Origin of the sequence: Leptobacterium flavescens (genome assembly GCF_010671605.1) — a bacterium.
In the GTDB taxonomy this organism is placed as follows: domain Bacteria; phylum Bacteroidota; class Bacteroidia; order Flavobacteriales; family Flavobacteriaceae; genus Leptobacterium; species Leptobacterium flavescens.
The window spans coordinates 1,542,912-1,559,215 of the sequence record NZ_JAABOO010000001.1; the positions used below are offsets into that span (position 1 = coordinate 1,542,912).

General features: G+C 43.5%; 13 protein-coding genes. 3 read left to right on the top strand and 10 right to left on the bottom strand.

What is annotated here, in order from left to right; translation table 11 throughout:
- Positions 1-63 precede the first annotated feature (63 nt).
- From GWK08_RS06685 to GWK08_RS06705, 5 genes are all read right to left on the bottom strand, one after another.
- Positions 64-411, bottom strand: a complete 348-nt coding sequence (locus GWK08_RS06685; protein WP_163606120.1) for a YciI family protein — start codon at positions 409-411, stop codon at positions 64-66.
- 87 nt (positions 412-498) lie between these two features.
- Positions 499-1,572: a PA0069 family radical SAM protein gene (locus tag GWK08_RS06690; protein WP_163606121.1), complete on the bottom strand. Its 1,074-nt coding sequence runs from the start codon at positions 1,570-1,572 to the stop codon at positions 499-501.
- Between the two features lie 394 nt (positions 1,573-1,966).
- Positions 1,967-3,514: a hypothetical protein gene (locus tag GWK08_RS06695; RefSeq protein WP_163606122.1), complete on the bottom strand. Its 1,548-nt coding sequence runs from the start codon at positions 3,512-3,514 to the stop codon at positions 1,967-1,969.
- 97 nt (positions 3,515-3,611) lie between these two features.
- Positions 3,612-4,394: an enoyl-CoA hydratase/isomerase family protein gene (locus GWK08_RS06700; protein ID WP_163606123.1), complete on the bottom strand. Its 783-nt coding sequence runs from the start codon at positions 4,392-4,394 to the stop codon at positions 3,612-3,614.
- A gap of 2 nt (positions 4,395-4,396) precedes the next feature.
- Entirely contained in the window at positions 4,397-5,815 is a 1,419-nt protein-coding gene (locus tag GWK08_RS06705; RefSeq protein ID WP_163606309.1) for a sensor histidine kinase, read from the bottom strand.
- 529 nt (positions 5,816-6,344) lie between these two features.
- Between GWK08_RS06705 and GWK08_RS19205 the strand changes: the two genes are divergently transcribed.
- Positions 6,345-6,527, top strand: a complete 183-nt coding sequence (locus GWK08_RS19205; RefSeq protein WP_204336002.1) for a hypothetical protein — start codon at positions 6,345-6,347, stop codon at positions 6,525-6,527.
- A gap of 126 nt (positions 6,528-6,653) precedes the next feature.
- On the opposite strand, the gene GWK08_RS06710 is transcribed toward GWK08_RS19205, so the two are convergent.
- The 5 genes from GWK08_RS06710 to GWK08_RS06730 form a co-directional block, all read right to left on the bottom strand.
- Positions 6,654-7,205, bottom strand: coding sequence for a CopD family protein (locus GWK08_RS06710; protein ID WP_163606124.1), 552 nt, complete (start codon positions 7,203-7,205; stop codon positions 6,654-6,656).
- Positions 7,206-7,286: 81 nt separating this feature from the next.
- A complete protein-coding gene (locus GWK08_RS06715) occupies positions 7,287-10,418 on the bottom strand; it encodes a sialidase family protein (RefSeq protein ID WP_163606125.1) in 3,132 nt (1,043 codons plus the stop codon).
- A gap of 76 nt (positions 10,419-10,494) precedes the next feature.
- Complete coding sequence (locus GWK08_RS06720) at positions 10,495-11,859, bottom strand: MATE family efflux transporter (protein ID WP_163606126.1); 1,365 nt, start codon at positions 11,857-11,859, stop codon at positions 10,495-10,497.
- The gene (hemH, locus tag GWK08_RS06725; protein WP_163606127.1) at positions 11,859-12,890 is read right to left on the bottom strand and encodes a ferrochelatase; all 1,032 of its coding nucleotides are present in this window, start codon (positions 12,888-12,890) and stop codon (positions 11,859-11,861) included. Before hemH ends, GWK08_RS06720 begins: the two co-directional genes overlap by 1 nt.
- 116 nt (positions 12,891-13,006) lie before the next feature.
- Entirely contained in the window at positions 13,007-13,900 is an 894-nt protein-coding gene (locus GWK08_RS06730) for a helix-turn-helix domain-containing protein (RefSeq protein ID WP_163606128.1), read from the bottom strand.
- A gap of 201 nt (positions 13,901-14,101) precedes the next feature.
- Here GWK08_RS06730 and hemA point away from each other — a divergent pair, with 201 nt between their 5' ends.
- Positions 14,102-15,355 carry a glutamyl-tRNA reductase gene (hemA, locus tag GWK08_RS06735; RefSeq protein ID WP_163606129.1) on the top strand — a complete coding sequence of 418 codons (1,254 nt, stop codon included), beginning with the start codon at positions 14,102-14,104 and terminating at the stop codon, positions 15,353-15,355.
- Positions 15,356-16,264, top strand: coding sequence for a hydroxymethylbilane synthase (gene hemC, locus GWK08_RS06740; protein ID WP_163606130.1), 909 nt, complete (start codon positions 15,356-15,358; stop codon positions 16,262-16,264). It abuts the gene before it with no gap.
- Positions 16,265-16,304: the final 40 nt, after the last annotated feature.

Consider the following 16,304-nt stretch of genomic DNA (forward strand, 5'->3'; position numbering starts at 1 on the left):
ATATTAGAATTCTTCGATCTTTCTCAAACCGGAGTTTTCAGACACCTCTAAAATAAATTTTGGTTACATATCCATAGACATGATCTCCCTTACCTCTACATTACCTTCGTGTTCGAAAATAGGGCATCCCTTGGAGATCTCTACCGCACCTGCAAGGTCATCGGCGGTAACGATCAAGTATCCTCCAACTACCTCAGCACCTTCCGCAAAAGGTCCGTCGGTAATGACAGCTCCTGCTTTTTCCACTACTTTTCCTTCCTTGGCCAGGGGTAATCCGTCTACCAGTTGTCCTTTTTCTCTAAGGCCTCCCATCCAGGCGCCCCATTTTTGCATATGCTTCTGCATTTCTTCTGGAGATTGCTGTATTCTTCTTGCATCTCCTCCTCTGAATAGAAATAAAAAATTGCTCATAATCTTAATTTTTAATTGTTTGTTTCTTTAAAGACGATGCTATAAAAAGAAATTGGACAATTTCCCTTAAAAATAATCAATTCTCTTCTAAAACAATTTCATCTGCCCGTTCTTAAAGGCTTCATGAAGAGAAATATCCAGTTTGGGCATTCCCTTATCTTTAAAGTACTTCTGTTTTGCCAGATGAAAGAGGCCGTGTATCTGATCGGCGATCTTTCCTTCTCCTCTGGTCCTGATCCCAAAACGGCTGTCGTTCAGCTGCCCTCCGTGGCAATCCTCTATCTGATGTAATACCTTATCCGCTCTGTCGGGCATTGTTTTTTTGATCCAGTCGGTAAAGATCTGTCCAATGGCCCCGTTCAGGCGCACTACCGTAAAGGCAATGGAGGAAGCCCCCATCTCTGCCGCCTTTTTTGCCAGGGGAAGGATCTCATGGCTGTTAATGGAAGGGATCACCGGAGCGATCATCACATTTACGGGTATCCCTCTTTCCGACAGTGCCTTTACGGTTTCAAACCTTCTTTTTATGGTAGCTGTTCTCGGTTCGAGGATACGCCTTGTCCTTTCCGAAAGGGAGGTAATGGATATATTTATTCCTATCAGATTATCGGCTGCCAGGGCAGACAGAATATCCAGGTCGCGGGTAATCAAAGCATTTTTGGTGATCATCCCGACCGGATGCCGGTATTTTAAAAACACCTTCAGGCATTCCCTGGTCAGTTCGAATTTCTTTTCTGCCGGCTGATAGCAATCGGTGTTTCCCGAGAGGACTATAGGATAGGCTTTCCAGTTGCGGTGCTTTATTTTCTTTTCCAGCAGGCGGGCGGCATCTTCTTTGACAAGTATGCGTCGCTCAAAATCGAGTCCGGCTCCATACCCCCAGTATTCATGGGTGTTTCTGGCGTAACAGTAAATACATCCGTGCTCACACCCCTGGTAGGGGTTCATAGAATACATCATCCCGATATCCGGGCTGTCTACCTTGTTTACAATGGTCTTCGGATATACCCTGATGTATTGGGTCTTGTTATCTTCGGCCTCGTCTCCTTCGAGCCTGCAATACTCCAGAAAATCATCCCTGGTCTCGTATTTAAGTGCATCAAATCTGTTATGAACCCTTAACTGGGCTCCTCTTCCCTTTATTACTTTTTCCTTATCCATAGCAGTTCGGTTTAAGGAAATAAAGGTATTTCAATAGCTAGGAAAACACCGGCTTTGCCTTCTTAAAACTGCTGCAACTACGGGAATGATGGTTGGTTGGTAGTTGGTGGTTGGTAGTTGTCACACCTTCACTAAAGTTTCGGTGTACGTTAGTGGTTGTTGGAGGTTTAACGTTTGTCATCTCGAGCATCTCGACTACGCTCGATACAGGCTCGTCGAGAGGTGAAACGTGGTGGTGGTTGGTTGGTGGTTGGTGGTTGTTTAAAGTTTGTCATCTCGAGCGCAGTCGAGAGGTGTTGAATGTTAAGTTTTGAATGTTGAATTATCCTCCGATTTCCAAGTTCCAGGTGCTGTAAACCATCTCTTTACTCAATACTCTGTACTCAATACCAGCTTAAAGCATTACTTTAACCAATTGTTTCCGGTTTCCTCTGCGGGCCAGGAAATAAGCGGCTTCGGCGTTTTTAAGGACAGCTCCTCTGGAGACCATGATCGGTAGTCTGATGTCTTTATTATCGGTTACTTTGTGGTAGTTCATTTCGCCCTGACCGTCAATGCGGATCATATACACTTCCGGGCTGCGGCTAAAGCCTTTTTTAAAGAGGATACGGTTTTTGGATATTTTTGTGGGAATCGCTCCGGAATTAATAAAAAAGCAGCTTTCATCTCCTTTTTGAGCAGAAGTATAGGAAACATAGGCTTCATCTCCCTGGGTGGATTCCGCCTTATTGATATTTCGCGCCCATAACATATTCCCATCAGCATCGAGCTTGGCGCAAACTATATCGTTATAATGATAACGACTGATACGGGCCCGGGAACCATCCACAGAGTTCTTAAAATTGGTGTTCATATAACACTCTTCGGCATTGAAAACTATAGAACCGTCCGAAGTTTTATGGAGTCCCCTGAATTTTAAATTCTTTACCTCCTTATCCACCTCAGCACCGTATTTATCTACCATAAACTGGTCTGAAAACGGATTGAGTTTCTGCTTTCTGATCTCCAGCGTATTTTTATCGATCTCAGTATAGACGAGTCCGCGGTACTTCCTGCTTTTGGTGAGTGAATAGAAGCCTACACACTTCAGGAGGTCGTCTTCTACGATCAGTTTCAGGGAACTTGCATAGCTGTCATCGGTCTTAAATTCTTCAACATTCATATTCCCGTTGTAAAACCTGAATACCTGATAGGCAAATTTTTTGGAGATGGCTTTGGTTCGTTTTCCTTTTTCATAGGCTTTCCCCAATAAGTAGAACACTTTTTCATTCGCATCATACTCCATATACTCAAATACCAGATGGCGGGCTTCCGTTTCCTTCTTCAGCTCGTAGTTCGATCTCTTATTGAGGTTTTTATCAAAAAAATAAAGATGGTGTTTGTCCCTTCCTTTTTCCTTACTGTCTATGGCGATGGCAAATACTTCTTTCGAGCTGTCAAATAGCAGCTGAGAATAGAATTTGTCATTAAACTCTCCGGAATAATCAGTCAGGAAATTGATCTTCTTCTCCTTCTTTCGTTTAAATTCAAGTAATTTGCTTCGCTTAAAATCCAGCTCGGTAAGTGAGGTTGAATTGGCCCAGTACACGTATGCCTGCCTTAATTCATCATAGACCACTTCCAGAACGGTAATGCGGTTATCGGCCACAAAAACCCCCATGATCTCCAATTCATTTACCGGATAGTTATATTCATTAATCAGTTGAAGATCAGCATCGTAATGTTCTATGTAGTAGCCTTTTAGCTTCATGATCATGCCGCCATAATAAGATCTGACGATTACCACACCTCCTTCTCCGTCTTCTTCAATTAACTGAATATTGGAAAACTTGTGTTTATCACTGAGGCTTTCTCCTTTTACATAAAGATGATCGTCTGTTTGCTGTGAAAATAAAAGGCTGCTAAAGCAGAAAAAGCATACTAAAGAAAATAAGCTCTTCATAGGACAATAGGATTGGTTAAGTTTGTTTCTACGGAATGATACGGGCATATCATTCTCTATACAAACGGAAATTTAACACAATTATTCCTAATAATTCCTATTTCCCCGGAAATTCTGCTTTGCGTTTTTCTAAAAATGCGGTAGTTCCTTCTTTAAAATCCTCGGTTCCGAAGCAATATCCAAAGGCTTCAATTTCAGCATTGTATCCGTCTACACCATCTTTAAAACCTGCATTAACCGCTTCAATAGCCTTGGCAATTGCCACCGATGAGTTGTTGGTTATCTTACCGGCTATCTTTTCGCAAAAAGGAAGAAGTTCTTCCTGGCTAACCACATAGTTCACCAGGCCTGAATTCAGGGCTTTCTCGGCATTTATCATCCCGGCGGTCATCATCATTTCCATGGCAAGACCCTTTCCTACCAACTGAGGTAAACGCTGCGTTCCTCCGTAACCCGGAATAACCCCAAGAGATACTTCTGGTAATCCCATTCTTGCATTATCGCTGGCTACTCTAAAATGGCAGGACATCGCCAATTCGAGCCCTCCTCCCAATGCAAAACCATTAACGGCTGCTATAACAGGAGTTCCCAGGTTCTCTACAAAATCAAAAAGCTGTTCCTGGCCGTTTGCCGCCAGATTTTGCCCTTCCTCTACAGAAAAATGTGCAAACTCAGAGATATCGGCGCCTGCAACAAATGCTTTTTCCCCGCTTCCGGTAATAATGATCACCTTTACCTCAGGGTCTTTGTCTAATTGCCCGAATGCCTGGTGTAATTCGGCAATGGTTGCCCGGTTTAAAGCGTTTAATTTGGAAGGTCTGTTTATAGTTAGCGTTGCAATATTTGCAGAAGTGCTGATAAGGATATTTTCGTAGTCCATTTTTATTTTTTTTCTTTTGGAAGTGTTACGGTAAAGACAGTTCTTTCACCAAATTCGGATGTAAAGTTAATACTTCCCTGGTAGGTTTCCACAATATTTTTTACCATTCCCAGTCCGAGTCCCATTCCCCTGCTTTTGGTGGTGAATTTAGGCTCAAAGATCAGGTCTTTGGTCTCATCATCTATTCCTATCCCGTTATCTTCGACCTCTATTTTTACCTCGTTCCCTTCGGAAATTACCGAAACAATGATCTTCGGATCTTCATTTCCTCCGGCATTAATGGCCTGAATGGCATTTTTTACCAGATTGGTGATCACCCTGATAAGTTGCGTGCGGTCCAGGTAGGCTACGATCTCTTTTTCCTTGGCAACAAATTCAATATAATCCTCATTAAAGATATCCAGTGCAAGTTTTACCACTTTTACCACATTAAGGGTCTCATTCTGTTGTGCAGGCATATTGGCAAAATTCGAGAAGGCGGAGGCAATACTGCTCATGGTATCTATCTGCTGGATCAGCGTTTTGGAATACTCCTCTACTTTTTTATTTACATCCCCGTCATCCGGGTTGAATTTCCTCTGGAAGTTCTGAACACTTAACCTCATCGGGGTAAGCGGATTCTTGATCTCATGGGCTACCTGCTTGGCCATCTCCCTCCAGGCGTGTTCCCGCTCACTTCTGGCCAGTTTTACAGCACTTTCCTCCAACTCGTCTATCATACTGTTATAAGCTTCGATAAGGGTTCCTACTTCCTCACTGGCATTCTCAATGATGATCTTTTCATTGCGTTTACTCAATCTGATCTGATCGAGTTTTTCGGAAATGGTCTTCAGCGATCTGGTAATGTATTTCGATATAAAGAAAGCCAGGAAAATAGCGATCAGTAACATAAAAAGATATACCACTCCAAGTCGGATGAGGAATTCCTTCAGCTCCATATCGTTAAAGGAATCGTCTTCAAAATAAGGGAGGTTCAGGATCCCCAGAGGCTTGAATTTACTGTCTGTAATATAGGAATAGGACGATTGATAGCGATCTCCGGCAGTTATCTTCTTTTCCACATATCGCTTGTCGGAACTTATTTCCAGGGCGTTGAGTACTTCCGGGTCCAGACATGTGGAGATTGACTCATTCTCAAACCGTGGATTGGAACTCTTTATCAGGTTTCCGTCCAGGTCGTAAATGTTGAAATTTACATTCTGTACATCGGCAATCTGATAAATATCGGTTTTAAAAATAAGGTCAAGGTATCCTGTTTCTACCGGATAGGTAGTTTCCCTTAAAACATATTCAACACTGGCTTTGATCTGCCGTTCTTTTCTTTCCAGCCTGTTCTGATGGTAATCTTTAGACTGTTCTCTGTACTGATAGATCGTTACCCCTGCAATAAGCACAGAGGCAATAACTACCAACAAGATCATAGTGATGAAGATACGGGATCTAAGCGATAATTTTTTATTCACCTGAAAAATTTTATTTCCGTAAATATAACAATAATCAAGCCAGTTTTACTTTGTAGAGGATCAGGAGGGAATGGCTTTTTTTTCCTTCGACTTGCACCTCCGCTATAGCTTCAGCGGCACGCGGGCACTCAGGATGGCAGGAGGATTTCGTTCTCCCCTGGAGGAGAGAAAATAAGAGGGGTGTATATGATTTACGATTTTAGATTGACGATTTTAGATTGACGATTGAAGATTAAGGTGATTTTCTGTAAATAGGAATTGTCCCCTTGAGGGGACCTTAGGGGTGTGGAGAACCACCTCGTCTTCCGTTCTCTGTTCCTGAAACGGAATCCACTCCTCCTTTTCCTTCGACTGCGCTCAGGATGACAGGGGGTCATAAAATAAAAATAAGATGTTCTTTCAACCGTGCATTACGAGGAGTAAAACGACGAAGTAATCTCTCTATAAAACAAAGGGATCGCTTCTCCCGATCATTACCGGGATCGCGATGACTCAAAACGAAATTGAAAATAGGTCGGATTCTTTTAATAGTGGTGGAAAAGATTATCATAAAGTACCTCCTTCTCCCACGGGGAGAAGGTCGGCCTGCTGCAAAGCAGGTTGGGATGAGGGCAACCCTCACCTTAATCCTCTCCCACCGGGAGAGGAGATAAATGTGTCTAAACAATAATCTTCTTTGGAAAAAATAGGAGAAAACGAACCACCTCGTCTTCCGTTACCAGTTCCTGAAACGGAATCCACTCTTCCTTCAAAAGGAGGAGAATTTTATTAATACCGCAGTTAAAGACAGAAGGGTCTAAGCTTCAGGGTTTCGTTCTCTGACCTTCTTATACCACCGTATTCCCAGCATCAGAAGAACCGCAAGTAATACGAGTCCGAAGACACCGAAGATCCAGTTAAGGGAATCGCGGAGGATGACCAGGAAGATCACTGAAAAGAGAATGATCGTAGAGCCTTCGTTCCACATCCGCATAAAACTGGAGGAATACTTTACAACATCGTCCTGCAATTGCTTAAATATCTGATGGGATTTCAGATGATAGAGGATCAGCAATACCACAAAACCGAGCTTGATATGCATCCATCCCAGCTGAAGGAATCCGGGTTGAATGACCAGGAGGACAATAGCAAAAGTGACAGCCAGAATTGCAGACGGCCAGGTAATAATAAACCAAAGGCGTTTTGCCATAAGCTTCAGCTGCTTTCCGAGGATCTCTTTTTCCGGGGAAGGCTTATGGAATGCTTCAATCTGATAAACAAACAACCTCGGCATATAGAAGAGGCCGGCAAACCAGGTAATTACAAAAATGAGGTGCAGGGCCTTGGCGTATAAATACAATTCTCCCAAAATGTTCTAATTAAGAGTGTTTATAAAAAAACAAGTATCCTACAAAAATAGGATACTTGCAATGAATATTAAATAAAATATCTAGTCTTCTATAAACAGGTAGTTCAATTTAAGCGAGTTGAACTGCTGGTTAAAGTTGGTGATCTCTTCAGAAACCAGCTTATCAAAAGATACGAGCTGTGCGTTGATCTTCTGGGTCAGTTCCCTGGCTACCGCCTGATCCTGCTCCGTAGGAGGGAAATCTCCAATTGTTACCAGAGAGGCGATCGCTCCCAGTTTATTGGTAAGCCTGATCGGGAAGTTCAGCGGATCCTGGTTACTTCTGTTCTTGGTCTGATAGAGTGCTTCCTCAATCTCCGTAAATTGCTTCTTTAACTCTTTTACCTTTTCCAGCAGATCTTTTAGCCTGTCGTCTCCCTTGTATTGCTTTTCAAAGGCCGTAAGTTGCTCCCTGATCTTTCTGATCTTCTTAATGGATTTGTGTGCCTTGTCTACAGTCTCATTAATGTTCTTCACAAAATCGAACTGCTTCTGCATATCGGAAACGCTTACCTCTGCCCTCGGGTCCGGAAGTATCTTAAACGGTTGAGCTACTTCCTCATCATTTACCTTCAGGCTTACTCTGTAGTTTCCGGGTACCGCTTTAGAGCCATTTAAATTGGCAGCCCAAAGGATCATTCCGGGTAATCTTTCAGCTCCGTCGTAACGGGTGTTCCACACAAACTTATTGGCACCTTTCTTTACGCTTAGCCTGTTCTTTTTATCCTTATTGCTGTACTTTTTGATGGTATCTCCACTGGCATCCATAAAAGTGAGTGAGATCTTATCTTTCTCCTCATCAAGATCCTTAAGATAGAAATTGGCGATCACTCCGTTCGGATGATTGGTCCCGGCAGTTCTGGAAGCTCTACCTCCTCCGCCTCTGGTCCTGTAACTGTCTTTAGGCTGAAACAGAATGGCGCTCTTGTTTTTCATATCTTCCGAAAGCTGATGCAGCACGGTAAGATCGTCTATGATCCATAAGCTTCTTCCCTGTGTGGCCACGATCAGGTTGTTGTCCTTAATGGCAAGATCAGTGATAGGTACGATCGGAAGGTTTAACTGGAATTTCTGCCAGCTGCTTCCGTCATTAAAGGAAATATACATTCCGGTTTCCGTTCCGGCGTAAAGAAGTCCCTTTCTTTTCGGATCTGCTCTTACCACTCTCGTAAAGTGCTCTCCGTCTATTCCGCTGGTGATCCTCGTCCAGCTCTTTCCGTAATCGGTAGTTTTATAAAGATAGGGAGTAAAATCTCCGGTTTTATAGAGGGTCCCGGCTATATAGCAAGTCCCTGCATCAAAGGGTGATGGCTCCACACTGTTGATCATCATCCACTCGGGCATATTTTTAGGAGTTACATTTTCCCAGTTCTGTCCTCCGTCTCTGGTAATATGTACCAGGCCGTCATCACTTCCAACCCACATCAGGCCTTCCTGAAGCGGACTCTCGTTAGCGGCAAAGATCGTACAGTAATACTCTACCCCGGTGTTATCCTGAGTGATCGGTCCTCCAGACGATTTTAATTTTTCCGGATCGTTCCTTGTCAGGTCCGGGCTGATGATCTTCCAGCTCTGTCCTTCGTTCTCTGTTACGTGTACCTGATTGGAAAAAGTATATAGTTTATTCGGATCGTGCTTAGAGAAAATGATAGGGAAATTCCACTGGAAACGATACTTCATTCCCTCTGCTCCGTAACCCATAGGGTTGTCCGGCCATACATTAATTGCCCGTACGGTTCCGGTCTTATGGTTTCTTCTGGTAAGGAATCCGCCGTAACTACCTCCGTACACTATGTCGTTGTCTTTAGGGTCTACTGCAATATGCGCCGATTCTCCTCCGGCTGTAGGTTCCCAGTTATCTTCCGTTATACTGAAGCCATCACTTCTGTGAGAGATACGCACCGTTGAGTTGTCCTGCTGAGCCGCATAGATGCGATATGGAAAATGATTATCTGTAGTTACTCTGTAAAACTGTGAGGTAGGCTGATTGTGATAAGTACTCCAGGTTTCTCCACCGTCATAACTTATTTGCGCTCCACCGTCATCTCCGATGATCATACGCTTAGGGTTTTCCGGAGCTATCCACAGATCGTGGTGATCTCCGTGCGGTGCCCTGTAGCTTGAGAAATTACGACCTCCGTCCTTAGATTTATGGTAGCTTACGTTTACTACATATACCACATCCTCATCCTGGGTATCGGCATAGATCCTGGTGTAGTACCATGCACGCTGGCGCAGGCTTCTGCTGCTATTTACCTGGCTCCAGTTCTTACCTCCGTCTTCCGAACGGTAAACTCCTCCTTTATCTTTATTTTCAACAATGGCCCATACTCTTTCCGAATTTACAGGAGAGACAGTCACCCCAATGATCCCCAGCGTTCCTTCCGGGAAGCCCTTATTGGTAGATATCTCTGTCCATGTTTCACCACTGTCGGTACTTTTCCAAAGGGCAGAACCTTCTCCACCACTGCTTAGGCTATAAGGAGTACGTTGTACCCTCCATGTAGATGCATACAGGATACGCGGGTTATTAGGATCCATGATAAGATCAACTGCTCCTGCATGTTCATTGGCAAAAAGGGTTTTCTTCCATGTTTTTCCTCCGTCCGTACTCTTGTAAACACCCCTTTCGGCTGTGGATTTATAAATATTCCCCATTACGGCGGCATACACAATGTTGTGGTCGGTCGGATGAACCGCTATTCTGGGAATATGACGTCCTGTTTTAAGGCCCATGGACTTCCAGGTTTTTCCGGCATCCTCACTTTTCCATACCCCGTAACCCGAAGATACATTTCCTCTTACTGTTTTTTCACCACCACCAACGTAGATAACATTATTATCGCTTTTGGAGACAGTTATAGAACCTATAGATCCTCCGAAGTAACCGTCTGAAATATTTTCCCAGCTACGGCCTCCGTCTTCTGTTTTCCAGATCCCTCCTCCGGTAGCTCCGAAGTAAAAAAGATTAGGTTTTCCGGGAATTCCCGTAACTGCTGCCGATCGTCCTCCTCTGAAGGGCCCGACCAGGCGGTATTCTAAAGACTTATAGATCTCTTCCGGATACACTGCTTCTGCGGTTTGATTTTTACGCTTCCTCTGCGCCTGGGCGTCGAGGTTAAATCCGAGAAATACAATGATCACTAAACCGGTTTTAAGAATGGTTTTAAGCATAGTTATTTAGTTATATTATTTAGCTAGAAACTAAAAATAGGGATTATTATTTACTTAAAAATGAAACCTTTAAATTTTAACCTTTAAGGGATAATTTGATCTTTGAATTTAAAGTTTTTCGTATCTCACGGTTTAAAAATAAAGCCGTAACCAGGGTAGAAAGCACATCTGCTATAGGGAAAGAAACCCAGGCTCCCAGCACGCCCATATACTTGGGTAAAATAATGATAAGCGGGATGAGAAAGAAGCCCTGTTTAGACAGTGTTAGCATCAGGGCTGGAAAGGCCTTTCCGACTGCCTGAAAATAAGCAGCGCCTATCAACTGAATAGCGATCATAGGAGTCGCGGCAAAGACCCATCTCAAAGCTCCGGGAGTTTGCTCTATCACCTCAGCGTCGGTTGTAAATACCTTGGTAACAGGTTCCGGAAAAACAAAGAGGATAATAAAGATGATCGTTGCCAGAAAGCTGGCGTATTTGATGGCGGTAAATATAGTTTCCTTAACCCGGCCGTACTCTTCGGCCCCGTAGTTATAACCTGCAATAGGAAGGAATCCTTGTGTGATCCCTATTACCGGGAAAAGCGCAAACATAAGCATGCGGCTTACAATAGCGTAAGCGGTCACGGTTGATTCTCCTCCCAATTCAACAAGGGTGTTGTTCATCAGCAAATAAACAATACTAACCACCCCCTGTCTTGCCAGGGTAGTAGACCCCAGGGCAGCGATCTCCGAAACGATTTTTGGCTGCAACTGCAGATGACGGAGATTAAATCTTAACTCGCTTTTAGCCAGAAAAAAGTATACGATATAAATAAAGCAGAAGACATAAGAAGTAGTGGTAGCCCATGCTGCACCGGCCATTCCCATATCCAGTACGTTGATGAGGATATAATCCATTAACAAGTTCCCTACCGACGGGATGATCATGGCGATCATGGCAAATTTAGGTTTTCCTTCCGCCCGGATCACATTGTTTCCCATCATACACAACGCCAGGATAGGCACCCCGTACAGGACGATCGTATAATAGATCTTTGCCGGATCGAAGATAGCTCCCTTTCCTCCGAACTTATCGACCATAAAGTCGACATAAATGAGTCCGAAGATCACCAGGGTTATGGAGATCAGCAGGGTCAGGGTTATCTGGTTCCCCAGGGCAAAGAGCGCCCTTTCCTTATCGGATGCACCCAGGGCACGGGATATAACGGAGGATCCTCCGATCCCGATGGCCATTCCGATGGCTGCTATAAAAAATGAAACCGGAAGTACGATATTGATAGCGGCAATAGCCACTGCTCCTATCCAGTTACCGACGAAAATGGTGTCGACCAGGATGTTCAACGACATTACAAGGATCCCGATGGCCGCCGGAACCGCCTGTTTTACAAGTAATTTTCCGATGGGTTCAGTACCCAATGCATCTGCTGAAACTTTTGCCATTATACGGGAAGGGTTTCTGCGGTATCCCACTCATTGATCCACCGGCTCATCACTTCAACCCAATCGTTGCGATCATTAATACAAGGGATTACATGAAACTCTTCTCCTCCCTTTTCAATAAACTCCTCTTTGGCTTCCATTCCTATTTCCTCCAGGGTTTCCAGGCAGTCGGAAACAAATGCGGGAGTAACAATAGCCATTTTTTTCACGCCTTTTTCCGCAAAATCCTCTACAGTCTGATCGGTATAGGGCTGCAACCAGGGATCTTTCCCCAGTCTTGACTGGAAGGAGGTAGAGTAGCTTCCCTCTTTCAGTTCGAGGGAATCTGCAACCTGCCTCGTCGTTTCATAACACTGATGACGATAGCAGAACTCATGTGCAGGAGAAGCAGTTTTGCAACACTGTCCGTCTATTTTACAATGAGATTTGGTTATATCTGATTTCTGAATATGCCTTTCCGGAACTCCGTGATAGGAAAATAGAATATGCTCGTATTCTTTCCCTTCCAGGGCCTCACTGATAGACCTGGAAAGCACTTCTATATAATCTTTTCGGTGATAAAAAGCAGGAACATCGGTGATCTTCATCTGCGGGAAGTGTTTCTTCCTAACTTTTTCTGCCAGTACCAGAATAGTCTCTGTGGTAGCCATGGCAAATTGAGGATATAGCGGGATCATCAAAACATCGGTCACTCCCTGATCGTGCAATTCCTGAAGCCCATGCTTAATAGACGGGTTTCCGTAACGCATAGCGAGAGATACCGGAAGGGAAGTATTTCCCCTGATCTTTTCCTGAAGTCTTTCGGATAACACAATTAGCGGAGAACCTTCTTCCCACCAGATCTTTTTATAGGCGGCAGCCGATTTCTTCGGGCGGGTGTTGAGAATAATTCCCTTTACCAAAAAAGCACGCAGCAAATAAGGAACATCTATAACCCGTTCATCCATTAAAAACTGGTCGAGATATCTTCTAACATCCTTAGGGTTAGGGCTGTCGGGGGATCCGAGGTTTACCAATAAAACTCCCTTCATATTCTGTAATTATCTAAATAGTTTTCGTTTTCGGACATCAAAAATACGATTAAAAAATCATGCATGCGCTAAAACTAAAGTGAAGTTTTTAATAGCTCTATAAGTTATAATGATCTCTAATTATTTAAAGACATCAGATATTTTTTGGGGGTGGTCCCGTACTTCTTTTTAAAGGCTGCAATAAAATGGCTGGACGTGCTGTATCCCACTTTTAAACCCACTTCATTTACATTGTGCTTCCCGCTTTCGAGCATTTGCCTGGCGTATTCCATCTTATAGTCGAAAAGGAAACTGTAAACCGAATCGCCGTAGATCTGCTTAAAGCCCTCCTTAAGTTTTTTCAGGTTGAGTCCTATTTCCTCCGAGAGTTCCTGAAGCCCGGGAGGTTCTGCCATCCTGGATATGATGATATCTTTTGCCTTCCGGATCTTTAGAACGTTTTCCTCATCTATCAGAAAAGGACATTGTTCTATATCGGCATCTTCAGATTTATTAAAGTAAAGGCTCAGCAACTCGTATGCTTTTCCTTTAAAATAAAGGTTCCTGATAGAACTGTGAAGATTCGAATTCATGATCTGATGCAGTACCACTGCCATGGAGGGCGATATTTTACTGTCGCCGTAATACTTTTTATCCTTGTTCTCATCGCTGAGGAAATCCACATAGCCCGCTTCCTGCGAAAAGAGGGAATGGAACTTTCCGATGGAGATCAGGATGGAAAGCAGCCAGGATTTAGGCCGGATCTCCATATCTATCGGGAGGTCGCGTTGAGGATTGTACAGCAGCAAAGCATTTTCTTCTTCCACATTCAGCGTATATCTCCCTTCATTAAAATTAAAGCTGGAAAGCCCTTTCAGATTAAAATGAAACTGAATAAAGGAACTATCAATATCTTTTATAAGGTGCTGAATTTCATCGGTTTCGTTCTGACATTTAAGGATAATGAACCCTTTTTCGATACGGATCTCCTCTCCGGCACCTACAGCGTTATTTTTTTCTACTTCTCTCACCTTTAAAATTGCTTTATTATTTAGAATCGATCTAAACTAAAAAATCGGAAACAATTAATTTTACTGCAAATGTAGCTTATTTTAAGCATTTTAGCGCTTTCCTCCCCTAAAATTACCCTGAGCGTCATAAAAAGTTCCTGTAGCGTTATTTTTTTTGAAGCAAGCCTTATATTTTTGCCCATATTTCGAGAAATATAGTGCATGCAACATTATCATATTTCCAAACATAGTAGTTTTTATGCGGTAGGGCTCAGCTATAAAAAGGCCGATGCCGAGATCAGAGGGCACTTCAGCCTGGATGAAGAAGGAAAGGAAAAACTTCTTAAGCAAGCCAAAGAGGAAGGGATTGACGGGTTACTCGTTATCTCTACATGCAACAGAACAGAGCTATACGGCTTTGCACAACACCCTTTCCAGTTAATAAAACTTCTGTGTACACACTCTAAAGGAACTATTGAAGAATTCGAACAGGTATCTTACGTCTATAAGAATAAGGAGGCCATCTCCCATCTTTTTAAAGTAGGTACCGGTCTCGACAGTCAGATACTCGGGGATTTTGAAATTATCAGCCAGGTAAAACAAAGTTTTATCTCCGCCAGGAAATTCGATATTGCCAATCCGTTTCTGGAACGCCTTTGTAATGCGGTAATTCAATCCAGCAAACGCATCAAGAACGAAACCGAGATCTCATCGGGGGCTACTTCGGTAGCTTTTGCTTCGGTACAATACATACTTTCACGTGTTCCTAATGTTTCGGAAAAGAATATTTTGCTTTTCGGAACGGGAAAAATAGGTAGGAATACCTGTGAAAACCTTATCAAGCACACCAAGAATGATCATATAGTCCTTATTAACAGGACCAAGGACAAGGCTGAGAAAATAGCCGGGAAGTTCAACCTGATCGTTAAGGATTATGCAGAACTTCAGACAGAAATAAGAAAGGCCGATATCCTGATCGTAGCCACAGGAGCGCAGAATCCAACGGTTTCCAAAGAACTTATTTATTCGGATAAAAACCTGTTGGTCCTGGATCTTTCCATTCCCAAGAATGTAGACAGCAATGTGGAAGAGCTCGATAATGTAACGCTTGTTCACCTGGATCAGCTGTCGAGGATAACCGATGAGACCCTGGAGCGAAGAAAGACATTTATTCCTAAAGCCGAAGCTATTAACGAGGAGGTTAAGGCTGAATTTATTCAATGGCTGGAGACCAGAAAGTTTGCTCCCACCATCAAGGCTTTAAAGAAGAAATTGAAATCGATGAAAGATGCTGAGATCGACTTTCAGCGAAAAAAAATAAACGATTTCGACGAGAAACAGGCAGAGATCATCTCAAACAGGATCATCCAGAAGATCACGACTCAGTTTGCCAATCACCTGAAAGACAATGCTACCACTCCGGAAGAAAGCATTGCGCTTATTCAGAAAGTATTTCAGCTAGAAAACAATTCCTAAATGAAGATCATACGTATCGGAACCAGAGACAGTGAATTGGCTTTATGGCAAGCCAATACTGTTAAGAACAAACTTGAAGCTTTAGGTTATAAGTCCGAATTGGTACCGGTTAAATCTACCGGCGACCTGGTTCTGGACAAGCCTCTTTACGAATTGGGGATTACCGGGATCTTTACAAAAACCCTGGATGTTGCCATGCTTAAAGGAGAGGTGGATATAGCTGTGCACAGTATGAAAGATGTGCCCACAGCATTGCCCAAAGGGATTGTTCAGGCAGCCGTACTCGAAAGAGCAGCAACAGAAGACATTCTTGTTTTTAAGGGTAACACTTCCTTTCTGGAAGGAGAAGGAACCATAGCTACGGGAAGCTTGAGAAGAAAGGCCCAGTGGCTAAATCGCTATCCGGATCACAAAGTAGTGGACCTAAGAGGAAATGTGAATACCCGCATGCAGAAATTAGAAGATAATAACTGGAACGGGGCGGTATTTGCAAAAGCCGGCCTGGAACGCATCAACCTGAAACCCGAAAATAATATTGCTCTTGACTGGATGGTACCTGCACCCGCACAGGGAGCTATGCTGGTTGTGGCCATGGAAAACGATGATTTTTGCAGGGAAGCGCTGGCAAAACTGAATGATGAAGCCACAGAAATATGCACCCGGATCGAACGGGAATTCCTTAGGGTTCTCGAAGGCGGATGTACAGCACCCATCGGAGCGCTGGCGGAGATTGAAGGAGATGAGATCTCTTTTAAAGGTGTTCTTTTCAGCCTTGACGGAAAAAGGAAAATAGAAGTTGAAGAGACTTTAGCACTAAAAGATGCGGAAAGCTTTGGAAAAAGATCTGCATTGGAAGTCCTGAACAATGGCGGGAAAGAGTTAATGGAAGAAATTAAATCCAAAATATAAACCTTCCCCTCTCCCGCTGGGAGAGGGCCAGGGTGAGGGG

What these genes read in the sequence shown, in the direction of transcription:
- GWK08_RS06695 (WP_163606122.1), bottom strand. Translation starts at nt 3,514, where the DNA reads ATGAAGAGCTTATTTTCTTTAGTATGCTTTTTCTGCTTTAGCAGCCTT.
- GWK08_RS06685 (WP_163606120.1), bottom strand. Translation starts at nt 411, where the DNA reads ATGAGCAATTTTTTATTTCTATTCAGAGGAGGAGATGCAAGAAGAATA.
- GWK08_RS06720 (WP_163606126.1), bottom strand. Translation starts at nt 11,859, where the DNA reads ATGGCAAAAGTTTCAGCAGATGCATTGGGTACTGAACCCATCGGAAAA.
- hemC (WP_163606130.1), top strand. Translation starts at nt 15,356, where the DNA reads ATGAAGATCATACGTATCGGAACCAGAGACAGTGAATTGGCTTTATGG.
- GWK08_RS06700 (WP_163606123.1), bottom strand. Translation starts at nt 4,394, where the DNA reads ATGGACTACGAAAATATCCTTATCAGCACTTCTGCAAATATTGCAACG.
- hemH (WP_163606127.1), bottom strand. Translation starts at nt 12,890, where the DNA reads ATGAAGGGAGTTTTATTGGTAAACCTCGGATCCCCCGACAGCCCTAAC.
- GWK08_RS19205 (WP_204336002.1), top strand. Translation starts at nt 6,345, where the DNA reads ATGACTCAAAACGAAATTGAAAATAGGTCGGATTCTTTTAATAGTGGT.
- GWK08_RS06715 (WP_163606125.1), bottom strand. Translation starts at nt 10,418, where the DNA reads ATGCTTAAAACCATTCTTAAAACCGGTTTAGTGATCATTGTATTTCTC.
- GWK08_RS06690 (WP_163606121.1), bottom strand. Translation starts at nt 1,572, where the DNA reads ATGGATAAGGAAAAAGTAATAAAGGGAAGAGGAGCCCAGTTAAGGGTT.
- hemA (WP_163606129.1), top strand. Translation starts at nt 14,102, where the DNA reads ATGCAACATTATCATATTTCCAAACATAGTAGTTTTTATGCGGTAGGG.
- GWK08_RS06705 (WP_163606309.1), bottom strand. Translation starts at nt 5,815, where the DNA reads ATGATCTTGTTGGTAGTTATTGCCTCTGTGCTTATTGCAGGGGTAACG.